Annotated in this window: 16 protein-coding genes and 1 riboswitch; of the genes, 3 read left to right on the forward strand and 13 right to left on the reverse strand. The window is 69.4% G+C overall.

Annotation, left to right across the window (positions count from 1 at the left end):
• Positions 1-20 precede the first annotated feature (20 nt).
• The gene (locus tag F9C12_RS14670) at positions 21-1,352 is read right to left on the reverse strand and encodes a PLP-dependent aminotransferase family protein (protein WP_409466234.1); all 1,332 of its coding nucleotides are present in this window, start codon (positions 1,350-1,352) and stop codon (positions 21-23) included.
• 116 nt (positions 1,353-1,468) lie between these two features.
• Here F9C12_RS14670 and F9C12_RS14675 point away from each other — a divergent pair, with 116 nt between their 5' ends.
• Positions 1,469-2,278, forward strand: a complete 810-nt coding sequence (locus F9C12_RS14675; RefSeq protein WP_409182523.1) for an ABC transporter ATP-binding protein — start codon at positions 1,469-1,471, stop codon at positions 2,276-2,278.
• Between the two features lies 1 nt (position 2,279).
• On the opposite strand, the gene F9C12_RS14680 is transcribed toward F9C12_RS14675, so the two are convergent.
• The gene (locus tag F9C12_RS14680; RefSeq protein WP_409466235.1) at positions 2,280-4,004 is read right to left on the reverse strand and encodes a transglycosylase domain-containing protein; all 1,725 of its coding nucleotides are present in this window, start codon (positions 4,002-4,004) and stop codon (positions 2,280-2,282) included.
• A gap of 151 nt (positions 4,005-4,155) precedes the next feature.
• Positions 4,156-4,878 carry a FadR/GntR family transcriptional regulator gene (locus tag F9C12_RS14685; RefSeq protein WP_409182525.1) on the reverse strand — a complete coding sequence of 241 codons (723 nt, stop codon included), beginning with the start codon at positions 4,876-4,878 and terminating at the stop codon, positions 4,156-4,158.
• 72 nt (positions 4,879-4,950) lie between these two features.
• Between F9C12_RS14685 and F9C12_RS14690 the strand changes: the two genes are divergently transcribed.
• Positions 4,951-5,538, forward strand: a complete 588-nt coding sequence (locus F9C12_RS14690) for a winged helix-turn-helix domain-containing protein (RefSeq protein ID WP_409466236.1) — start codon at positions 4,951-4,953, stop codon at positions 5,536-5,538.
• Positions 5,538-5,720 (forward strand): hypothetical protein, encoded by a 183-nt coding sequence (locus F9C12_RS14695; RefSeq protein ID WP_409182527.1) that lies wholly within the window; start codon positions 5,538-5,540, stop codon positions 5,718-5,720. The genes F9C12_RS14690 and F9C12_RS14695 overlap by 1 nt, the downstream gene beginning before the upstream one ends.
• Positions 5,721-5,751: 31 nt before the next feature.
• Here the strand turns inward: F9C12_RS14695 and F9C12_RS14700 are convergent, their stop codons facing one another.
• The 10 genes from F9C12_RS14700 to F9C12_RS14745 all read right to left on the reverse strand — a co-directional run bounded on the left by F9C12_RS14700 (position 5,752) and on the right by F9C12_RS14745 (position 18,399).
• On the reverse strand, positions 5,752-7,125 hold the full coding sequence (locus F9C12_RS14700; protein ID WP_409466237.1) for an L-serine ammonia-lyase: 1,374 nt from the start codon (positions 7,123-7,125) through the stop codon (positions 5,752-5,754).
• 16 nt (positions 7,126-7,141) lie between these two features.
• Complete coding sequence (gene lipA / locus F9C12_RS14705) at positions 7,142-8,146, reverse strand: lipoyl synthase (protein WP_409466238.1); 1,005 nt, start codon at positions 8,144-8,146, stop codon at positions 7,142-7,144.
• Complete coding sequence (glyA, locus tag F9C12_RS14710) at positions 8,143-9,420, reverse strand: serine hydroxymethyltransferase (RefSeq protein ID WP_409466239.1); 1,278 nt, start codon at positions 9,418-9,420, stop codon at positions 8,143-8,145. The genes lipA and glyA overlap by 4 nt, the downstream gene beginning before the upstream one ends.
• Entirely contained in the window at positions 9,420-9,800 is a 381-nt protein-coding gene (gene gcvH, locus F9C12_RS14715) for a glycine cleavage system protein GcvH (protein ID WP_409182531.1), read from the reverse strand. The genes glyA and gcvH overlap by 1 nt, the downstream gene beginning before the upstream one ends.
• A 14-nt stretch (positions 9,801-9,814) precedes the next feature.
• Complete coding sequence (gcvT, locus tag F9C12_RS14720; RefSeq protein ID WP_409466240.1) at positions 9,815-10,903, reverse strand: glycine cleavage system aminomethyltransferase GcvT; 1,089 nt, start codon at positions 10,901-10,903, stop codon at positions 9,815-9,817.
• A 54-nt stretch (positions 10,904-10,957) separates the two neighbouring features.
• Positions 10,958-13,849, reverse strand: a complete 2,892-nt coding sequence (gcvP, locus tag F9C12_RS14725) for an aminomethyl-transferring glycine dehydrogenase (protein WP_409466241.1) — start codon at positions 13,847-13,849, stop codon at positions 10,958-10,960.
• Positions 13,833-13,934, reverse strand: a riboswitch (glycine riboswitch). It overlaps the preceding gene by 17 nt.
• A 277-nt stretch (positions 13,935-14,211) precedes the next feature.
• Positions 14,212-14,979 carry a 3-oxoacyl-ACP reductase gene (locus tag F9C12_RS14730; RefSeq protein WP_409182534.1) on the reverse strand — a complete coding sequence of 256 codons (768 nt, stop codon included), beginning with the start codon at positions 14,977-14,979 and terminating at the stop codon, positions 14,212-14,214.
• Positions 14,980-16,344 (reverse strand): aldehyde dehydrogenase family protein, encoded by a 1,365-nt coding sequence (locus F9C12_RS14735; protein ID WP_409182535.1) that lies wholly within the window; start codon positions 16,342-16,344, stop codon positions 14,980-14,982.
• The gene (locus F9C12_RS14740; RefSeq protein WP_409466242.1) at positions 16,341-17,054 is read right to left on the reverse strand and encodes a gamma-glutamyl-gamma-aminobutyrate hydrolase family protein; all 714 of its coding nucleotides are present in this window, start codon (positions 17,052-17,054) and stop codon (positions 16,341-16,343) included. Before F9C12_RS14740 ends, F9C12_RS14735 begins: the two co-directional genes overlap by 4 nt.
• A complete protein-coding gene (locus tag F9C12_RS14745; protein WP_409466243.1) occupies positions 17,035-18,399 on the reverse strand; it encodes a glutamine synthetase family protein in 1,365 nt (454 codons plus the stop codon). Before F9C12_RS14745 ends, F9C12_RS14740 begins: the two co-directional genes overlap by 20 nt.
• Positions 18,400-18,523: the final 124 nt, after the last annotated feature.

Raw genomic sequence — 18,523 nt, forward strand, 5'->3', positions numbered from 1 at the left:
GTTCTAACCGGGATCACCACTCACGAGTCCACCAGCAGGTCGTCCGGTGACTCGCTCGCCAACTCGGCCAGCACGTCCAGCGCGCTCGCCAACGTCTCCTCCGAAGGCGCGGACACCGCGATCCGCACCGCGTTCGGCGCGTGTCCCGGCACCACCGAAAACGCCGCCGCCGGGGACAACGCGATCCCCCGGCGGGCGGCGGCGGCCACGAAGGTCTCGGCCCGCCACTGCTCCGGCAGCACCCACCACCGGTGATAAGCCGAGGCGTCGCCGTACACCTGGAATCCCGCCAAACGTTCCGCGACGATCCTTGCCCGCACCCCGGCGTCGGCGCGCTTCGCCGCTTCGACCTCCGCCAGCACGCCACCAGTGATCCACCGCCGCGCCGCCTCCACGGAGAATCGGGACGCCGCCCAGCCGCCCGATCGGATCGCGCTCGCCAGTCGCGGGACCCACTGCGGCGGCACCACGAGGAATCCGGCGGTGAGCCCGGGCGCTACGCGTTTCGACAGGCTGTCCACGAAAACCGTCCGCTCCGGCATCAGCGCGGCGAGCGGTTCGGTGTCCGGGCGGAGAAACGTGTAGATGCCGTCCTCGACCACCGGCAGGTCCAGCCTGCGGACGGTCTCGGCCAGTTCGGCGCGGCGCTGCGGCGGCATCGTGGTGCCGAGCGGGTTGTGCAGGGTCGGCTGGACGTACAGCGCGCGCACCGGAGCGCTCGCCGCGAGCGCGGCCGGGACCAGGCCGTGCGCGTCGGTTTCGATCGGCACCAGTTCGATGCCCAGCCGGGTCGCCGCGGCTTTGACCACCGGATAGGTCAGGGATTCGACCGCCAGCCGTTCGCCGGTCGGCACGAACGCGGCGAGCGCGGCGGCGATGCCCTGCCGTCCGTTTCCGGCGACTAGCACCGAGTCCGGATCCGGCGTCCACGACCCGCGAGCGAGCATCGCGACCGCTGCCTCGCGGACCGCTTTGGTGCCCGCCGCGCCGAGCGGGTGCAGGGCGTCGGTGAAGACGTCCGCGCGCAGCACGGGTTCGAGCGCTCGCGCCAGTTTGGCCGATTGGCTTGGCAGCACGGCGAAGTTGAGCTCGAGGTCGACCCGCGCGTCGCCAGGTTCGGACAGCGCCGGTTCGGGGCCGGGCTTCGCCGCGCGCACGAAGGTGCCCCGGCCGACCTCGCCGATCGCCAGGCCGCGGCGGACGAGTTCGCCGTACACCCGGGCCGCGGTGGAGCCGGCGATGCCGCGGTCGCGTGCGAAGCGGCGCTGCGGCGGCAGCCGGTCGCCGGGCCGCAGCCGGCCGGCTTCGATGTCGGCGGCGAGTTCGTCCGCGACGACGCGGTAGTCGTCCATCCCACCCTCGCTCTGCCGGGATTCTCCCGGACGCATCATGGCACCGGCCGGTCACTGTTCGCTAATGCGACCCACGGAACTCCCCGAACGGGGGTCACTAGGTTAGCCTTACCTGTGTGGCACTGACGAGCGAAGGCACCCGACTGCACGCCGAGAACCTGACGCTGGCCTACGACGGCCGCACGGTCGCCGAACGGCTCGGCGTGGTCATCCCGGACAAGTCGTTCACGGTCATCGTCGGCCCCAACGCCTGCGGCAAGACGACGCTGCTGCGCGCGCTCGCCCGGATGCTGAAGCCGCGCGCGGGCTCGGTCTACCTCGACGGCGAGGTGATCTCCAGCTACGGCGCGAAGGAGGTCGCGCGGAGGCTCGGCCTGCTGCCGCAAAGCTCGATCGCGCCGGACGGGATCACCGTGTCCGACCTCGTCGCACGCGGCCGGTACCCGCACCAGAAACTGCTGCGCCAATGGTCCCGAGAGGACGCGATGGTAGTCGCCGACGCGATGCGCGCGACCGGCGTCGACGACCTCGCCGAGCGGATGGTGGACGAGCTGTCCGGCGGGCAGCGCCAGCGCGTCTGGATGGCGATGGCGCTGGCCCAGCAGACCGACCTGCTGCTGCTCGACGAGCCCACGACGTACCTGGACATCGCGCACCAGCTCGACATCCTGGACCTCTGCGCGACGCTGCACAGCGAACAGGGCCGCACGCTGGTCGCGGTGCTGCACGACCTCAACCACGCGGCCCGGTACGCGACCCACCTGATCGCGATGCGCGACGGGAAGGTGCTGGCCACCGGGACGCCGGAGGAGGTCGTGACGGCGGAGAACGTGGAGCGGATCTTCGAGCTGCCGTGCCGGGTGATGGAGTGCCCGGAGAGCGGGAGCCCGATGGTGATTCCGAAGGTCAGCCGCCGGGCGGCTTGATTCACCGGCGGGCCATGAAGGACCGCCACACGTTCGCCGGCGCCGACGAACCGGTCACCTTCTTGCCGTCCGCGTCGAGCAGCTTTCGGTTGTCGTCAGAACCGAGCCACACCGCCGTTGCCAGTTGGGGTGTGTAGCCGACTGCCCAGGCGTCCTGGTTGTCTCGCGAGTTGCCGCGTTCGAACTCGCCCGTGCGCAGAGCCGCCGGGCGGCCGTCCGGCAGGGTCGTCCTCAGCACGGAAGTCACGTCCTGTGCGACCTTCTCCGGAACCGCCGAGACCGGCTCGCTTTCGTGCTGCCACACGACTTTCCCGGACCGGTCGAGCACCTTGTCCACCAAATGCACCGGCGCGCGCATTCCGTTGGCGGCGTAGGTCGCGTACGCCCCGGCGACGTCGAGCGGGCGCATTGGGTACCGGCCGACGACGATGCCCGAGCCAATCGTGGCGCCGTCCTGTTCGCGCATCGTCGGCGTGCCGTCCACCTCGTCCGGAATTCCCGCCGAACGGGCCGCCGCGCTCACTTCGTCGACGCCGACCTTCTTGGAGACCGTGATGAACGGCGTGTCCGCGCCCGAGGCCAGCGCACTGCGCAAGGTGCAGGGCTGCGGGCATTTCGGCGGATAGTCGAACTTCTCGCCGAGGTACAGAATCTCTTTGGGAGCAGCTACTTTCTCGTCCAGCGACATCCCGTTCTTCAGCCCGGCCGCCGCGGTGAACGGGTAGAACGCCGAGCCCAGCGGATGGCCGGTTGCCGCATAATCCCGGACGCCGTTGTTGCCGCCGTCGTACGCGCGCACCGCACCGTTCGTCGGGTCGACGGCCACCAGTGCGCCGCGGAACTCCGCTGGCTCACCCTTCAACCGGTCGCTCAGCGCGGCGTGCGCGGCGGTCTGCAAGCCTGGGTCCAGAGTGGTCTGAACGGTGAGATTTCCTTGCTGCAAGCGGGAAAGCGAGAACCCGGCCGTCTCCAGTTCGGTGAGCACCCGCTGTTTGAGATGGTACTGGTCGTAGCTCAGGCTCACCCGCGTCTCCGCGGGCGGTTTGATCTCCGCGCCCGGATAAGCCATGCCGTCGGCATTCTTCAGATAACCGCGCTCGACCAGCTTGTCCCGCACATACCGCCAGCGCTTAGCCGCGTGCTCGTCCCCGGAAACCGCCGGATCGTGCACCGACGGAGACTGGATCATCCCGGCCAGGAAAGCGGCTTCGCTCCAGGTGATGGTGTTGTCGAGCGGACGGCCGAAGTACGCGTTCATCGCCGCGGCCGGGCCGAAAGTGTTGCGGCCGAAAGAGATGATGTTGACGTAGCTTTCGAAGATCTGTTCCTTGCTCTGTTCCTGGGTGATCTTCGTGGCGAGCACGAGCTCCTGCATTTTCCGCCAGAGCGTCGAATCCTCGTCGCCGGTCGATTTCTTGATGTACTGCTGGGTGATCCCGGACCCGCCGCCGACGCCGGTCAGGAACGCGCGGCCGATCCCGGTCGGGTCGAAGCCGGAGTTGGCCCAGAACGTCGGGTCCTCGGTGGCGACGATCGCGTCCCGCAGCTTCTGCGGGATCTGGTCGAACGGCACGAACCGCCGGTCGCCGCCCGGGGGCACGACGCGCACCAGCTCGCTGCCGTCGGCGTACTTCAGCGTGACCGTCTTGCCGAGCGAGGCGAGCACGTCCCGCGGGCTGCGGACGTCCATCAGCAGGTAGGCGATCCAGAAGGCGATCAGAGGCACGCCGATCGCGAACCCGGTCAGGTAATAAGCACCCCTGCGGATACGGCGCCACCGGCGACGGGTACCAGCGGATTGGTCACTCTCCGAGGCTGACTCCACGATTGAAGGACGACTGAACCAGTGACAAGGTTCTGTCGACCCGGTGAATTGCTCACGAGAGGAAGGCGCGCAGCAACGACGCCGTGCCCTCGACGTGTTCGGCCATCGCCTGCCGCGCGGCCACCGGATCGCCGGCCAGGATCGCGTCGACGATCGCCTCGTGCTGCGCGTTCGAATGCTCCAGATTGGGTTCGAGCAGCGGGATCCGGTCGAGCAGCTGGTTGACCCGGGTCCGCGCGTCGGCGACCGTGCTGGTCAGCGACGCGGACGCGGTCACCTCGGCGATCGCCAGGTGCAGCCGGGAATCCTTGCGCCGGTAGTCGGCGAGGCTGGCCGCCGACGCTTCCGCGAGCGTGCCGGTGAGATGCTGGCGGTCGGCCGGGCTCAACGTCCGCGCCGCGGCCGCCTCCGCGGCGCCGGTTTCCAGCACATGCCGCAGGCACAGCGCGTCTTCCAGCCCGGCCGCGTCCACCTCGCCGGTCGCGCGTTCCGCGGGCTCCGGCAGGTTCTCGTTCACGAACGTGCCGCCGTACCGCCCGCGCCGCGACTCGACGTACCCGGCGTCGGCCAGCGCGCGAATCGCCTCCCGCAGCGTCACCCGGCTCACGCCGAGCCGTTCGGCCAGCTCGCGCTCGGAGGGCAACCGGTCCCCCGCGCCGACCACCCCGAGCCGGATCGCCTGCAACAGCCGCTCGACGGTCTCCTCGAAGGCGTTCCCGGCCCGCACCGGCCGGAACAGGGCCGCGTTCGCGCTCACCACCGAGGTCGACTCCACCTGTCCGATTCTATGCTCCCTGATTGCAGAGAATTCTTTGCAAAGAGTTCTCTGTGGTCTAGGGTACGAGACATGCCCGACGAACGCCGCACTCGCCAGATCGACGCGCAAACCCTGCGCGCCCTGGCGCATCCGCTGCGGATGGAACTGCTCGACCTGCTGACCCTCGACGGCCCGGCCACCGCGACCGGGCTGGCCAAGCGCGTCGGGGAAAGCTCCGGCACCACGTCGTGGCACCTGCGGCAACTCGCCGAAACCGGGTTGGTCGTGGAGGACTCCGGCCGGGGCTCGAAGCGCGAACGCTGGTGGAAGGCGGCGCAGGATTCGACCCGGACGAGCGCGGCGGACTTCGTGCATCACCCGGAGATGGCCGGCTCGCTCATGGCCTTCCTGCACCACCACGTGGACCAGCGCTATCGCGAACAGTCCCGGTTCGTCGCCGAACTGCCGCGCTGGGCTGACGAATGGCGCGACAGCGCGACGCTCAGCAGCACCATGCTGACTCTCACGGCCGACGAAACCCGGCAGATGGCCGAAGAACTCGGGGCCGTGATCGAGCGCTACCGCCGCCCGGCCCGCCCCGGCGACGAGTCGGTGATCACGCACTGGGCGGCGTTCCCGCGCTCCGCCGCCGAAACCACGTCCGAGGGGGAATCCTGATGCACCCGTTCCTGCCCGAATACGCCGCGGCCCGGCAAGACGAACTGCGCGCCGTCGCGGGCGTCCGCTATTCGCCGACGACTCGCGCGCCCGTCCGGCAACGGTTCGGCTGGTGGCTCATCGAACTGGGCTTGCGGCTCGCGGCCCCGAAACGCCGGGAAGGGCTCCTCGAAGGAATCTGATTCCCTCGAAAAGCCCTTCCCGGAACGAAAATCAGCACTCGATGACGTTCACGGCCAACCCGCCGCGCGCGGTTTCCTTGTACTTCACCGACATGTCCGCGCCGGTTTCGCGCATGGTCTTGATCGCCTTGTCCAGCGTCACCACGTGGCTTCCGTCGCCGCGCATCGCCATCCGTGCGGCGTGGATCGCCTTCGACGCACCGACGGCGTTGCGTTCGATGCACGGGATCTGCACCAGCCCGCCCACCGGGTCGCACGTCAAGCCGAGGTGGTGCTCGACCCCGATCTCGGCCGCGTTCTCGACCTGCGCGGGCGATCCGCCCAGCACTTCGGTCAGTCCGGCAGCCGCCATCGCCGACGCCGAACCGACCTCGCCCTGGCAGCCGACCTCGGCGCCCGAGATCGAGCCGGTCTGCTTGAGGATCGAGCCGATCGCGCCGGCAGTGAGCAGGAACGTGACGATGCCGTCGTCCGAAGATCCGCGCACAAACCGTTGGTAGTAATGCAAAACCGCCGGAATGATCCCCGCCGCGCCGTTGGTGGGAGCAGTGACCACGCGCCCGCCCGCGGCGTTTTCCTCGTTGACTGCGAGCGCGTACAGGCTGACCCAGTCCATGGCGTACAACGGGTCGTCCGCGCCGTCTTCAGCGAGCAGCTTGTCGTGCAACGACTTGGCACGCCGCGGCACCTTCAACCCGCCAGGCAGCACGCCCTCGTGCGTGTACCCGTTCCGCACGCACTCGGCCATCACCTGCCAGATCCGCAGCAAGCCGTCCCGAATTTCCTCGCGGCTGCGCCAGGAAAGCTCGTTCCGCAGCATGATCTCGCTGATCGGCAGGCCGGTGTCCGCGCAATGCTTCAGCAGGTCCGCCCCGGTACGGAACGGGTACGGCACCGGCGTGGAATCCTCCACGAAAACCGGGTCGGTCTCGTACGACTGGTCGCGGACGAAACCGCCGCCGACGGAGTAGTACGTCCGTTCCCGCAGCAGCGAACCGTCCGCGGCGAAGGCCCGGAACACCATTCCGTTCGGATGCGCGGGCAGGGATTTCCGCCGGTGCATCGTCAGGTCGGTGTCCTCGGAGAACGCGACCGAATGCGTCCCGCCGACCGTCAGCCGCCCGGACTCCCGGATCGCCGCGACCTTGGCGGGCACCGTGTCGGTGTCGATTTCCTCCGGCCGCTCGCCGGAAAGCCCGAGCAGCACCGCCTTGTCGCTGCCGTGCCCGAATCCGGTCGCGCCGAGGGAGCCGAACAGCTCGGCCTGCACCCGCGCGACCGTGTCCAGCACGCCGTCCTCGACCAGACCGTCCACAAAGGTCTTGGCCGCCCGCATCGGGCCGACCGTGTGCGAACTCGACGGCCCGATGCCGATCGAAAACAGGTCGAAGACGCTGATCGCCATTGATCCGCCCCTTCTCTTAGTTCCTCGCCAGCACGCTGCTGGCTTCTTGCGCCGCCGGTCCTTCGGCGGTCAGGTGGGCGAGGTTCTCCGGCAATTCCTCGCCCCGGTGGGCCTTGGTCTGCGCGTACAACCGGCCCGCGCGGTAGGACGACCGCACCAGTGGCCCCGCCATCACACCCGGGAACCCGATCGCCTCAGCGGTTTTCGCGTGCTCCACGAACTCTTCCGGTTTGACCCACCGGTCGACCGGGTGATGCCGCGGCGACGGGCGCAGGTACTGGGTGATCGTGATGATCTCGCACCCGGCGTCGTAGAGGTCCTGCAAGGCGACCCCGACCTCCTCGGGGGTCTCGCCCATGCCCAGGATCAGGTTCGACTTCGTCACCAACCCCGCCGCCCGAGCCTGCGTGATCACATCCAACGACCGCGCGTACCGGAACCCGGGACGGATCCGCTTGAAAATCCGCGGCACCGTCTCCACGTTGTGCGCCAACACCTCCGGACGCGACCCGAACACCTCCGCCAACTGCTCCGGCTCCGCATTGAAATCCGGAATCAACAGCTCCACACCCGTGCCCGGGTTCAACGCGTGGATCTGCCGCACCGTCTCCGCATACAGCCACGCACCGCCGTCGGCGAGGTCATCCCGGGCCACACCGGTGATCGTCGAATACCGCAAACCCATCGCCTGCACGCTCTCGGCGACCTTCCGCGGCTCCGTCCGGTCCAGCTCAGCAGGCTTCCCGGTGTCGATCTGACAGAAATCACACCGCCGCGTGCACTGGTCACCACCGATCAGGAACGTCGCCTCCCGGTCCTCCCAACACTCGTAAATGTTGGGACAACCCGCCTCCTCACAGACGGTGTGGAGACCTTCGCGGCGCACCAGACCCTTGAGTTCGGTGAACTCCGGACCCATCCGCACCCGCGTCTTGATCCACGACGGCTTCTTCTCGATCGGCGTCTCGCTGTTGCGCACCTCAAGCCGCAACAACTTCCGCCCCTCGGGCTGCGCGCTCATCGGTTCAGGTCCGCGTACAGCGGGTGCTTCTTGGCCAGCAGCTCCACGCGGCCCCGCAGCGCCTGCTGGGCGGCCTCGTCGAAGTCCGGTTTCAGGGTCTCGGCGATGATGTCGGCGACCTCGGCGAAGTCGTCGGCGCCGAAACCGCGGGTGGCCAGCGCCGGGGTGCCGATCCGCAGGCCCGAGGTGACCATCGGCGGACGCGGGTCGAAGGGCACCGCGTTGCGGTTGACAGTGATCCCGACCGAGTGCAGCCGGTCCTCCGCCTCCTGCCCGTTGAGCTGGGAGTTCACCAGGTCGACCAGCACCAGGTGCACGTCGGTGCCGCCGGTGAGGACGCGGACGCCCGCCTCGGCGCAGTCGGTGCGCGACAGCCGGTCGGCGAGGATCTTCGCGCCTTCCAGGGTGCGCTCCTGGCGCTCGCGGAACCCGTCGGTCGCGGCGATCTTCAGCGCCACCGCCTTGGCCGCGATGACGTGCTCCAGCGGACCGCCCTGCTGGCCGGGGAACACCGCCGAGTTGATCTTCTTCGCCAGTTCCTGGCGGCACAGGATCAGCCCGCCGCGCGGGCCGCCGAGGGTCTTGTGCGTGGTGGTCGTGACGATGTCCGCGTGCGGCACCGGCGACGGGTGCAGCCCGGCGGCCACGAGGCCGGCGAAGTGCGCCATGTCGACCATCAGCTTGGCGTCGACCAGGTCGGCGATCCGGCGGAACTCGGCGAAGTCGAGCTGGCGCGGGTAGGCCGACCAGCCGGCCACGATCAGCTTCGGCTTGTGCTCGACCGCCAGCCGCTCGATCTCGGCGACGTCGACGATCCCGGTCTCCTTGTCGACGTGGTAGGCGACCACGTTGTACAGCTTGCCGGAGAAGTTGATCTTCATCCCGTGCGTCAGGTGGCCGCCGTGCGCGAGGTCGAGGCCGAGGATCGTGTCGCCCGGCTTCAGCACCGCGAACATCGCCGCCGCGTTCGCCTGCGCGCCCGAGTGCGGCTGCACGTTCGCGTGCTCCGCGCCGAACAGCGCCTTGGCCCGGTCGATCGCGAGCTGCTCGACGACGTCGACGTGCTCGCAGCCGCCGTAGTAGCGGCGGCCCGGGTAGCCCTCGGCGTACTTGTTGGTCAGCACCGAGCCCTGCGCCTCGAGCACGCCGACCGGCGCGAAGTTCTCCGAGGCGATCATCTCGAGCGTCGACTGCTGGCGGTCCAGCTCCGCGGCCACCGCGGCGGCGACCTCGGGGTCCACTTCGGACAGATGGGCGTCGAACGGGGCGGTCATCAGTTCTCCTGGGTCAGCTCGGCGTACGCGGACGCGTCGAGCAGCTCCGGGACGTCGCCCGAGAGCCGCACCTGCAGCAGCCATCCTTCGGTGTAGGGGTCGGAGTTGATGACCTCGGGGGTGTCCGATGTGGTCTCGTTCACCGCCACCACCTCGCCGCTGACCGGCGAGTACAGCTCGCTGACCGATTTCGTCGACTCGACCTCGCCGAACACCTCGCCGGCGGTGACCGTGTCGCCGACGCCGGGCAGCTGCACGAACACGATGTCGCCGAGCGAGCCGGCCGCGAACGCGGTGATGCCCACCGTCGCGACGCCGTCGTTGACCGACAGCCACTCGTGTTCCTTGGTGTAGGACAGGTTCTGGGGGATGGTGCTCATCGTTCGGGGGCCTCTCAGGCTCGGGAGTAGAAGGGCAGGGCGACGACCTCGACCGGCTCGACGCGGCCCCGGATGTCGACGGACAGCGCGGTGCCGGGCTCGGCGTGCTCCCGGTCTACATACGCCATGGCGATCGGGTAGCCCAGCGTCGGCGACAGCGCGCCGCTGGTGATCTCCCCGATAGTGGCATCCCCGGACAGCACGGCGTACCCGTGCCGCGGGGCGCGGCGGCCGGTGCCGCGCAGGCCGACCCGCACGCGCGGGACGTCGGCCTTCTTCAGCTCCTCCAGGGCCGCGCGGCCCACGAAGTCGCCCGGCTTCTCGAACTTCACGACCCGGCCGAGACCAGCCGCGAACGGGTTCAGCTCGCGGCTGAGTTCGTTGCCGTACAACGGCATTCCGGCTTCCAGCCGCAGCGTGTCGCGGCAGGCGAGCCCGCACGGGACCAGGCCGTGCTCCTGACCCGCCTCGGTCAGCAGCCGCCACAACGCCGGAGCCTCGGCGGCGGCAACGAACAGCTCGAAGCCGTCCTCGCCGGTGTAGCCGGTGCGGGCCAGCAGGACCTCGTGGCCCTTCACGACGGCGGGCACGCTCGCGTAGTACTTCAGCGCGCCGAGGTCGGCGTCGGTCACCGCGGCGAGCACGTCGACCGCCTTCGGGCCCTGCACCGCGATCAGCGCGGTGTCCGCGGACCGGTTCTCCACCGTCGCGTCGAAGCCGGCGACCCGCTCGGCCAGCGCGTCCGCGACCACGGTGGCGTTGCCCGCGTTGGCCACGACCAGGTACTCCTCGTCGGCGCGCCGATAGACGACCAGGTCGTCCAGCACGCCGCCGTCGGCGTCGCAGATCATCGTGTAGCGGGCGCGGCCCGGTTTCACGCCGGACAGGTTGCCGACCAGCGCGTAGTCGAGCACGTCGGCGGCCTGCGGGCCGCGGACGTGGATCTCGGCCATGTGCGACAGGTCGAACAGCCCGGCCGCCTCGCGCACGGCCTTGTGCTCGGCCAGTTCGCTGGCGTAGCGCACCGGCATCGACCAGCCGGCGAAATCGGTGAACAGCGCGCCGAGATCCTGGTGGACCTGGTGCAGGGGGGTTTCCGTCACGGGAAGCCTTTCGTTGTCGTGAGTGGCGATCGCGGTTCTAACCGGGATTGCCGCTCACGAGTCGTACGCGTCGAGGGGCGGGCAGGAGCAGACGAGGTTGCGGTCGCCGCGCGCCCCGTCGATCCGCCGCACCGGCGGCCAGTACTTGGTCTTGCGCGCCACGCCGGACGGGTACACCGCCAGCTCGCGGTCGTAGTCCGCGGTCCACTCGCCGGCGATCGACGAAGCGGTGTGCGGCGCGCCGCGCAGCGGGCTGGTCTCGGCGGTCCAGCGGCCGGCCGCGACCTCGTCGATCTCGCGGCGGATGGCGATCATCGCCTCGCAGAACCGGTCGATCTCGGCCAGGTCCTCGCTCTCGGTGGGCTCGACCATGAGCGTGCCCGCGACCGGGAAGGACATGGTCGGCGCGTGGAAGCCGTAGTCGATGAGCCGCTTCGCGACGTCGTCCACGGTCACGCCGGTTTCCTTGGTGATGCCGCGCAGGTCGAGGATGCACTCGTGCGCGACCAGGCCGTCCTGGCCGGTGTAGAGCACCGGGTAGTGCGGCGCGAGCCGGGCGGCGATGTAGTTGGCCGCGAGCACCGCGACCTTGGTGGCCTCGGTGAGCCCGGGCGCGCCCATCATCCGCACGTACGCCCAGGAGATCGGCAGGATCGACGCCGAGCCGTAGGGCGCGCCGCTGATCGGGCCGACGCCGGTGTCCGGTCCGGCCTGCGCGAGCAGCGGGTGGTTCGGCAGGTACGGCGCGAGGTGCGCGCGCGCCGCGACCGGGCCGACGCCGGGACCGCCGCCGCCGTGCGGGATGCAGAACGTCTTGTGCAGGTTCAGGTGCGAGACGTCGCCGCCGAACTCGCCCGGCTTCGCCAGGCCCAGCAGCGCGTTGAGGTTCGCGCCGTCGACGTACACCTGGCCGCCGCCGTCGTGCACGATCTTGGCGAGCCGCTCGATGCCGTGCTCGTAGACGCCGTGCGTGGACGGGTAGGTGACCATGATCGCGGCGAGGTCGGCGCGGTGCTGGTCCACTTTGGACTGCAGGTCTTCGAGGTCGACGTTGCCCTCGTCGGTGCACTTGACCACGACCACGCGCATCCCGGCGAGCACCGCGGACGCGGCGTTGGTGCCGTGCGCGGACGACGGGATCAGGCAGACGTCGCGCTCGGGCTGGCCGTTCGCCTGGTGGTAGGCGCGGATGGCCAGCAGCCCGGCGAGTTCGCCCTGGCTGCCCGCGTTCGGCTGCAGCGACACCTGGTCGTAGCCGGTGACCTCGGCCAGCCAGCCGGACAGCTGGCGGACCAGCTCGTGGTAGCCCTCGGCGTCCTCGGCCGGCGCGAACGGGTGGATGCCCGCGAACTCGCGCCAGCTGATCGGTTCCATTTCGGCGGTGGCGTTGAGCTTCATCGTGCACGAGCCGAGCGGGATCATCCCGCGGTCGAGCGCGAAGTCCTGGTCGGCGAGGCGGCGCAGGTAACGCAGCATCGACGTCTCGGACCGGTGCGAGTTGAACACCTCGTGCGTCAGGTAGCCGCTCTCGCGGGCGAGACCGTTCGGGAGCGCCTGCGCGGCTTCCCACGCACTGTCGACACCGAAGGCGCGAAGCACCTTCGCGAGCGTGTCGGGACGCGTGACCTCGTCGCAAGCGATGCGGACGTGGTCGGCGTCGATGTGACCGAGGTTGATCCCAGCTTCGCGTGCAGCCGCGTGCACCTCAGCGGCGCGGCCAGGCACCTTCGCGACGACAGTGTCGAAGAAGGCTTCGTGGGCGACTTCGACGCCACCGGCGCGCAGCGCGTTCGCGAGACCGGCCGCGAGTTCGTGAACCCGCGTCGCGATCGCCTTCAGTCCCTCAGGACCGTGGTAGACCGCGTACATCGCCGCGAGCACCGCGGGCAGCACCTGCGCGGTACAGATGTTGGAGGTCGCCTTCTCGCGACGGATGTGCTGCTCGCGCGTCTGCAGCGCGAGGCGGTACGCAGTGTTGCCGTCCGCGTCCACGGACACGCCCACCAGACGGCCAGGCAGCGACCGCTCCAGACCAGCGCGCACCGCCATGTACCCGGCGTGCGGACCGCCGTAGCCCAGCGGCACGCCGAAGCGCTGCGTGGAACCGACAGCGACGTCCGCGCCGAACTCGCCGGGCGCGGCGATCAAGGTGAGCGCGAGCAGGTCGGCAGCGACCGTGTACAGCGCGCCCGCGGCCTTCGCCGCTTCGGAAACCGCGTGGTAGAAACCGCGGCCGCGCAGCACGCCGGACGCGCCCGGGTACTGCACGATGACGCCGAAGAACTCCTCGGGCAGCCCGGTGAGCAGGTCGCGCACCTGCACGTCGATGCCGAGACCGGCGGCGCGCGTCCGCACGACCTCGATGGTCTGCGGAAGGCATTCGGCGTCGAGAACGACCACATTGGACTTCGACTTCGACGCGCGGCGCATCAGCGTCATCGCCTCGGCGGCCGCGGTGGACTCGTCGAGCATCGAGGCGTTGGCGATCGCCAGCCCGGTCAGGTCGGACACCGCGGTCTGGAAGTTCAGCAGCGCTTCGAGCCTGCCCTGCGAGATCTCCGGCTGGTACGGCGTGTACGCGGTGTACCAGGCCGGGTTCTCCAGCACGTTGCGGCGGATCACGCCGGGCGTGACGGTGTCGGAGTAGCCGAGGCCGATCATCTGCGTCATCGGCCGGTTGCGCGCGGCGAGCGCACGCAGCTCCGCGGTGGCCTCTTCCTCGGACGCGGGCGCGGGAAGCGCCAGGTCACCGGCAGTGCGGATAGCGGTCGGGACCGCCGCTTCCACGAGGGCGTCCAGGCTTCCGTAACCGCATTCGGCGAGCATCTTCGCCCGCTCGGCCTCGCCGGGACCGATGTGGCGGGTGTCGAAGGGGGTGGAGGTGATGGGAGCTCCTCGGGACGGGCACCGGGCGCGGCGGTGCACTGGGAACTCCCCCTCTGTCATGGGCACCTGAGAGTTTCACCGCGCGCTCGGCACGGCTTTCACCTTGGGTGAGGCGCGGGTGCGCCTGCTTTCCAGAGTGGCCTCGCCAAAAGCGGTAGCGGTTACCTGAGAGATTCCGGGGAGTTTGCTCCTTCGGTGTCCCACTGCTGACATGGGACTCTCCCGCTCCGGCTCGAACGGCCCTGTATGCGATTGTGGGTGCGGCCACTCTACCTGCCGCTTCACGCGCCAGTCTACCGCGCCCGGCTGTGACATGGCCTCGGCTCCGCCGAGGCGGCGAGATCGCCGGGAAGCCGATTTCTCCCTCCCGATTCAGTCCAGAAACCGGCGCGATCTCGCGCGCCGGTTTCCTTCACGGACAGTCACAGCGGGGTCACGTAAGCGCCCGAGATGCCGCCGTCGACGAGGAACTGCGCGGCGGTGATGAAGCTGGCGTCGTCGCTCGCCAGGAAGGCCACCGCGGCGGCGATCTCCTCCGGTTCGGCGAACCGGCCGACCGGGACGTGCACCAAACGGCGAGCCGCCCGCTCCGGGTCCTTCGCGAACAATTCCTTCAGCAGCGGCGTGTTGACCGGCCCCGGGCACAGCGCGTTGACGCGGATGTTCTCGCGCGCGAACTGCACGCCCAGCTCGCGCGTCATGGCGAGCACGCCGCCTTTCGAGGCGGTGTAGGAAATCTGCGACGTCGCGGCCCCCAGCACGGCCACGAACGACGCGGTGTTCACGATCGAACCGCGACCCTGGCGCTGCATGTGCGGCAGAACCGCCTTGCAGCACAGATACACCGACGTCAGGTTGACCCGCTGCACCTTCTCCCAGGCTTCGATTCCCGTGGTGAGGATCGAATCGTCCTCGGGCGGCGAGATGCCCGCGTTGTTGAACGCGACGTCGACCGCGCCGAACTCGTCGACCGTCGTCTGGAAAAGGGCCTCGACCTGGTCCGCGTCGGTGACGTCGACCTGGACGAACGCCCCGCCCACCGCGTCGGCGGCGGCCTTGCCCTGCTCCGGCGCGATGTCGCCGATCACCACCTTCGCGCCCTCGCTCGCCAGGCGCTTGGCGGTGGCGAGGCCGATGCCGCTCGCCCCGCCGGTGATCACCGCGACGCGGCCGTCAAAACGCTGCACCATTCATTCCTCCGTGCTCAGGAAAACGTTCTTCGTCTCGGTGAAGGCGGCGGCCGCGTCCGGGCCCAGCTCGCGGCCGAGACCGGACTGTTTGAAACCGCCGAAGGGCGTCCAGTAACGGACCGAGGAGTGCGAATTCACCGACAGGTTCCCGGATTCGACGCCGCGCGCGACCCGGAAAGCGCGGCCGACGTCGCGGGTCCAGATCGAGCCGGACAGACCGTATTCGGTGTCGTTGGCCATCCGCACGGCTTCAGCCTCGTCGCGGAAGCGGACCACCGCCACGACCGGGCCGAAGATCTCGTCGCGGGCCAGCGGATCGGCCAAGCCCGGCGGGAGCACGACGGTCGGCGCGAACCAGTAGCCCGGCCCGGACGGCGCGCTGCCGCGGAAGGCGACCGGCGTCTGTTCGGTGACGTAGGAGGAGACTTTCGCGTGGTGGTCCGCGGAAATCAGCGGGCCCATCTCGGTCGCCTCGTCGCCCGGATCGCCGACGACCACGCCCTGTACCGCGGGTTCCAGCAGTTCGAGGAACCGGTCGTAAACGGTGTCCTGCACCAGGATCAGCGACCGCGCGCAGCAGTCCTGCCCGGCGTTGTCGAACACCCCGTACGGCGCGGTCGCCGCGGCTTTCTCCACGTCGGCGTCGGCGAACACGATGTTGGCGTTCTTGCCGCCCAGCTCCAGCGTCACCCGCTTCACCTGCGCCGCGCAGCCGGCCATCACCTGCTTGCCGACCTCGGTCGAGCCGGTGAACACGACCTTGCGCACCGCCGGATGCGTGACAAACCGTTGCCCGACAACGGATCCCTTGCCCGGCAGCACCTGGAAGACGTCCTCCGGGAGTCCCGCCTCACGGGCGAGTTCGGCCAGCCGCAGCGCGGTGAGCGGGGTCAGCTCGGCCGGTTTGAGCACGACGGTGTTGCCCGCCGCGAGCGCCGGCGCGAAGCCCCAGCCCGCGATCGGCATCGGGAAGTTCCAGGGCACGATCACGCCGACGACGCCCAGCGGCTCGTGGAAGGTCACGTTGACGCCGCCGTCGACCGGAATCTGCTTGCCCAGCAAGCGTTCCGGCGCGCCCGCGGAGTATTCGAGCAGGTCCCGCACGTTGCCCGCTTCCCAGCGAGCGTTGCCGATGGTGTGCCCGGAGTTCTCGACCTCCAGCCGGGCGAGGTGTTCGAGATCGGCGTCGACCGCGTCCGCGAACCGGCGCAGCAGCCTCGCCCGGTCGCCCGGGGCGACCGCCCGCCAGGCCGGGAACGCGGCGTGCGCGCGGGCGATCGCGGCGTCGGTCTCCGCCTCGCTGGTCAGCTCGACCTGGCGGACCACTTCCGCGGTCGCCGGATTGCGCACCTCGAACGTCGTCATTTCCCCTCCTGCGCGGCGTTCACCAGCGCGGCGAACAGCCGGACGTCGTCGCCGTCCTGCTCCGGATGCCATTGCACGCCGAGCACGAACTCCCCCGGCAGCTCCGCGGCCTCGATCGTGCCGTCCTCCGCGTGCCCCGAGGCGAGCAAACCGGAGCCGAGCCGGTCAATCGCCTGATGGTGGTAACAGTGGACTTTCGTTTCCTGGCCCAGAATCGCCGCCGCCCGCGTGCCGTCGACCAGGGTGACTGTGCTGGTGCCGAACGTCGCCGGGGCCGGCTGATGCGTCGCGTCGCCCAGGGTTTCCGGCAGGTGCTGCGTGAGCGTGCCGCCGAGCGCGACGCTCATCACCTGCAGCCCGCGGCACACGCCGAGCACCGGCTTTCCGGCCGCGCGCGCCGCCGCGAACAAGCCGAATTCGAACGCGTCGCGCTCTTCTCGCGTGTACGTCGCGGGGTGCGGCTCCTGGCCGTAACGGCTGGGTTCGACGTCCGCGCCGCCGGTGAGGACGAGACCGTCGATGCGCTCGACGAGCCTGGCGTACTGGTCGGTGACGGGTGGCAACAGCACCGGAATCCCGCCCGCCTTCACCACACAGTCCGCGTACACGCGGTGCAGCAGCGTCGCTTCGGTGTCCCAGGCCAGGAACTTCGCCTGTTCCGAATAGGTGCTGAGGCCGATGACAGGCGGGTCAGAGTCGTTCGAAACCACGGATGCGCTCCCAATCGGTCACAGCTCGCTCATACGCTTCGCGCTCGATCCGCGCGGCGTTGAGGTAATGGTCGACTACATCGGCACCGAAGGCATCTCGCGCGATACGGCTGCCTTCGAGCACTTGAGCCGCTTCAGCAAGCGTGACGGGCACAGTGGGCTTGTCGGACTCGTACGCGTTGCCTACGAACTCAGGCTCCAACGGTAGTTCGTTCTCGATGCCGTGCAGCCCCGCGGCGACCATCGCGGCGACAGCGAGGTACGGGTTCACGTCTCCGCCAGGTACCCGGTTCTCGACGCGCAACCCGTCACCGTGCCCGACAACGCGCAACGCGCACGTACGGTTGTCCGTGCCCCACGCGATCGCAGTCGGCGCGAAGCTGCCAGGGACGTAACGCTTGTAGGAGTTGATGTTCGGGGCGAAGAAGTACGTCAGCTCGCGCAACGCTGCCAGCTGTCCGGCGAGGAAGTGCTGCATCAGCTTCGAGAAGCCATGTTCGCCGTCGCCGGGAAGCACCGCTTCGCCGGACTTGCCGCGAAGGCTCAGGTGGATGTGACAGGAGTTGCCCTCGCGTTCGTTGTACTTCGCCATGAACGTGAGGCTCTTGCCCTCCTGCGCGGCGATCTCCTTCGCGCCGTTTTTGTAGATGCCGTGGTTGTCGCAGGTCGCGAGCGCTTCGGCGTAACGGAAGGCGATCTCGTGCTGACCCGGGTTGCACTCGCCCTTCGCCGACTCCGGATACAGGCCCGCGCCCGCCATCCCGTTGCGGATCCGGCGCAGCAGCGGCTCGATGCGCGCGGTGCCGAGCATGGAGTAGTCGACGTTGTACTGATTGGACGGTTTGAGGTCGTGGTAGCGCTTGTCCCACGCGGACTCGTAGGAGTCGTCGAACACGATGAACTCGAGTTCGGTGCCCACGTACGCCTTCAGGTCGAGTTCGGCGAGCCGGTCGAGCTGACGGCGCAGCACCTGGCGCGGCGAAACGGAAACCGGGCCGCCCTGCACGCGCTCGACGTCCGCGAGCACCAGCGCGGTGCCCTCCTGCCACGGGATCTCCCGCAGCGTCGCGAAATCCGGGCGGAGCACGAAGTCGCCGTAGCCGCTCTGCCAGGACGAGATGGCGTAGCCGTCGACGGTGTTCATGTCGACGTCCACCGCGAGCAGGTAGTTGCACGCCTCGGTCGCGTGGCCGGCCACCTCTTCGAGGAAGTACTCCGCCGAGCAGCGCTTGCCCTGCAGCCGCCCCTGCATGTCGGTGAGCGCGACGAGCACCGTGTCGATCGTGCCCGCCGTCACCCGTTCGCGGAGGTCTTCCAGCGTGAGCATTCCTCGCCTGGCCGCCATCGCATCGCCCCAAAGGTTCGGATCAGGTCCTTTGCGGCTTCTTCCTACCGGGCCGCCGGGGCGTGGTCAATCCACTAAAAGGTATTTTTTTAGACCTTTAAACGGATGCTTCGCCGACCTCACC

Origin of the sequence: Amycolatopsis sp. GA6-003, from assembly GCF_046267895.1 — a bacterium.
Taxonomy (GTDB): Bacteria; Actinomycetota; Actinomycetes; order Mycobacteriales; family Pseudonocardiaceae; genus Amycolatopsis.

Excerpts from the sequence above, each read along its gene's own strand:
- gcvP (WP_409466241.1), bottom strand. The coding sequence starts at position 13,849 with ATGACAGAGGGGGAGTTCCCAGTGCACCGCCGCGCCCGGTGCCCGTCC.
- F9C12_RS14700 (WP_409466237.1), bottom strand. The coding sequence starts at position 7,125 with ATGGCGATCAGCGTCTTCGACCTGTTTTCGATCGGCATCGGGCCGTCG.
- F9C12_RS14745 (WP_409466243.1), bottom strand. The coding sequence starts at position 18,399 with ATGGCGGCCAGGCGAGGAATGCTCACGCTGGAAGACCTCCGCGAACGG.
- F9C12_RS14690 (WP_409466236.1), top strand. The coding sequence starts at position 4,951 with ATGCCCGACGAACGCCGCACTCGCCAGATCGACGCGCAAACCCTGCGC.
- F9C12_RS14730 (WP_409182534.1), bottom strand. The coding sequence starts at position 14,979 with ATGGTGCAGCGTTTTGACGGCCGCGTCGCGGTGATCACCGGCGGGGCG.
- F9C12_RS14670 (WP_409466234.1), bottom strand. The coding sequence starts at position 1,352 with ATGGACGACTACCGCGTCGTCGCGGACGAACTCGCCGCCGACATCGAA.
- gcvH (WP_409182531.1), bottom strand. The coding sequence starts at position 9,800 with ATGAGCACCATCCCCCAGAACCTGTCCTACACCAAGGAACACGAGTGG.
- glyA (WP_409466239.1), bottom strand. The coding sequence starts at position 9,420 with ATGACCGCCCCGTTCGACGCCCATCTGTCCGAAGTGGACCCCGAGGTC.
- F9C12_RS14735 (WP_409182535.1), bottom strand. The coding sequence starts at position 16,344 with ATGACGACGTTCGAGGTGCGCAATCCGGCGACCGCGGAAGTGGTCCGC.
- lipA (WP_409466238.1), bottom strand. The coding sequence starts at position 8,146 with ATGAGCGCGCAGCCCGAGGGGCGGAAGTTGTTGCGGCTTGAGGTGCGC.
- F9C12_RS14695 (WP_409182527.1), top strand. The coding sequence starts at position 5,538 with ATGCACCCGTTCCTGCCCGAATACGCCGCGGCCCGGCAAGACGAACTG.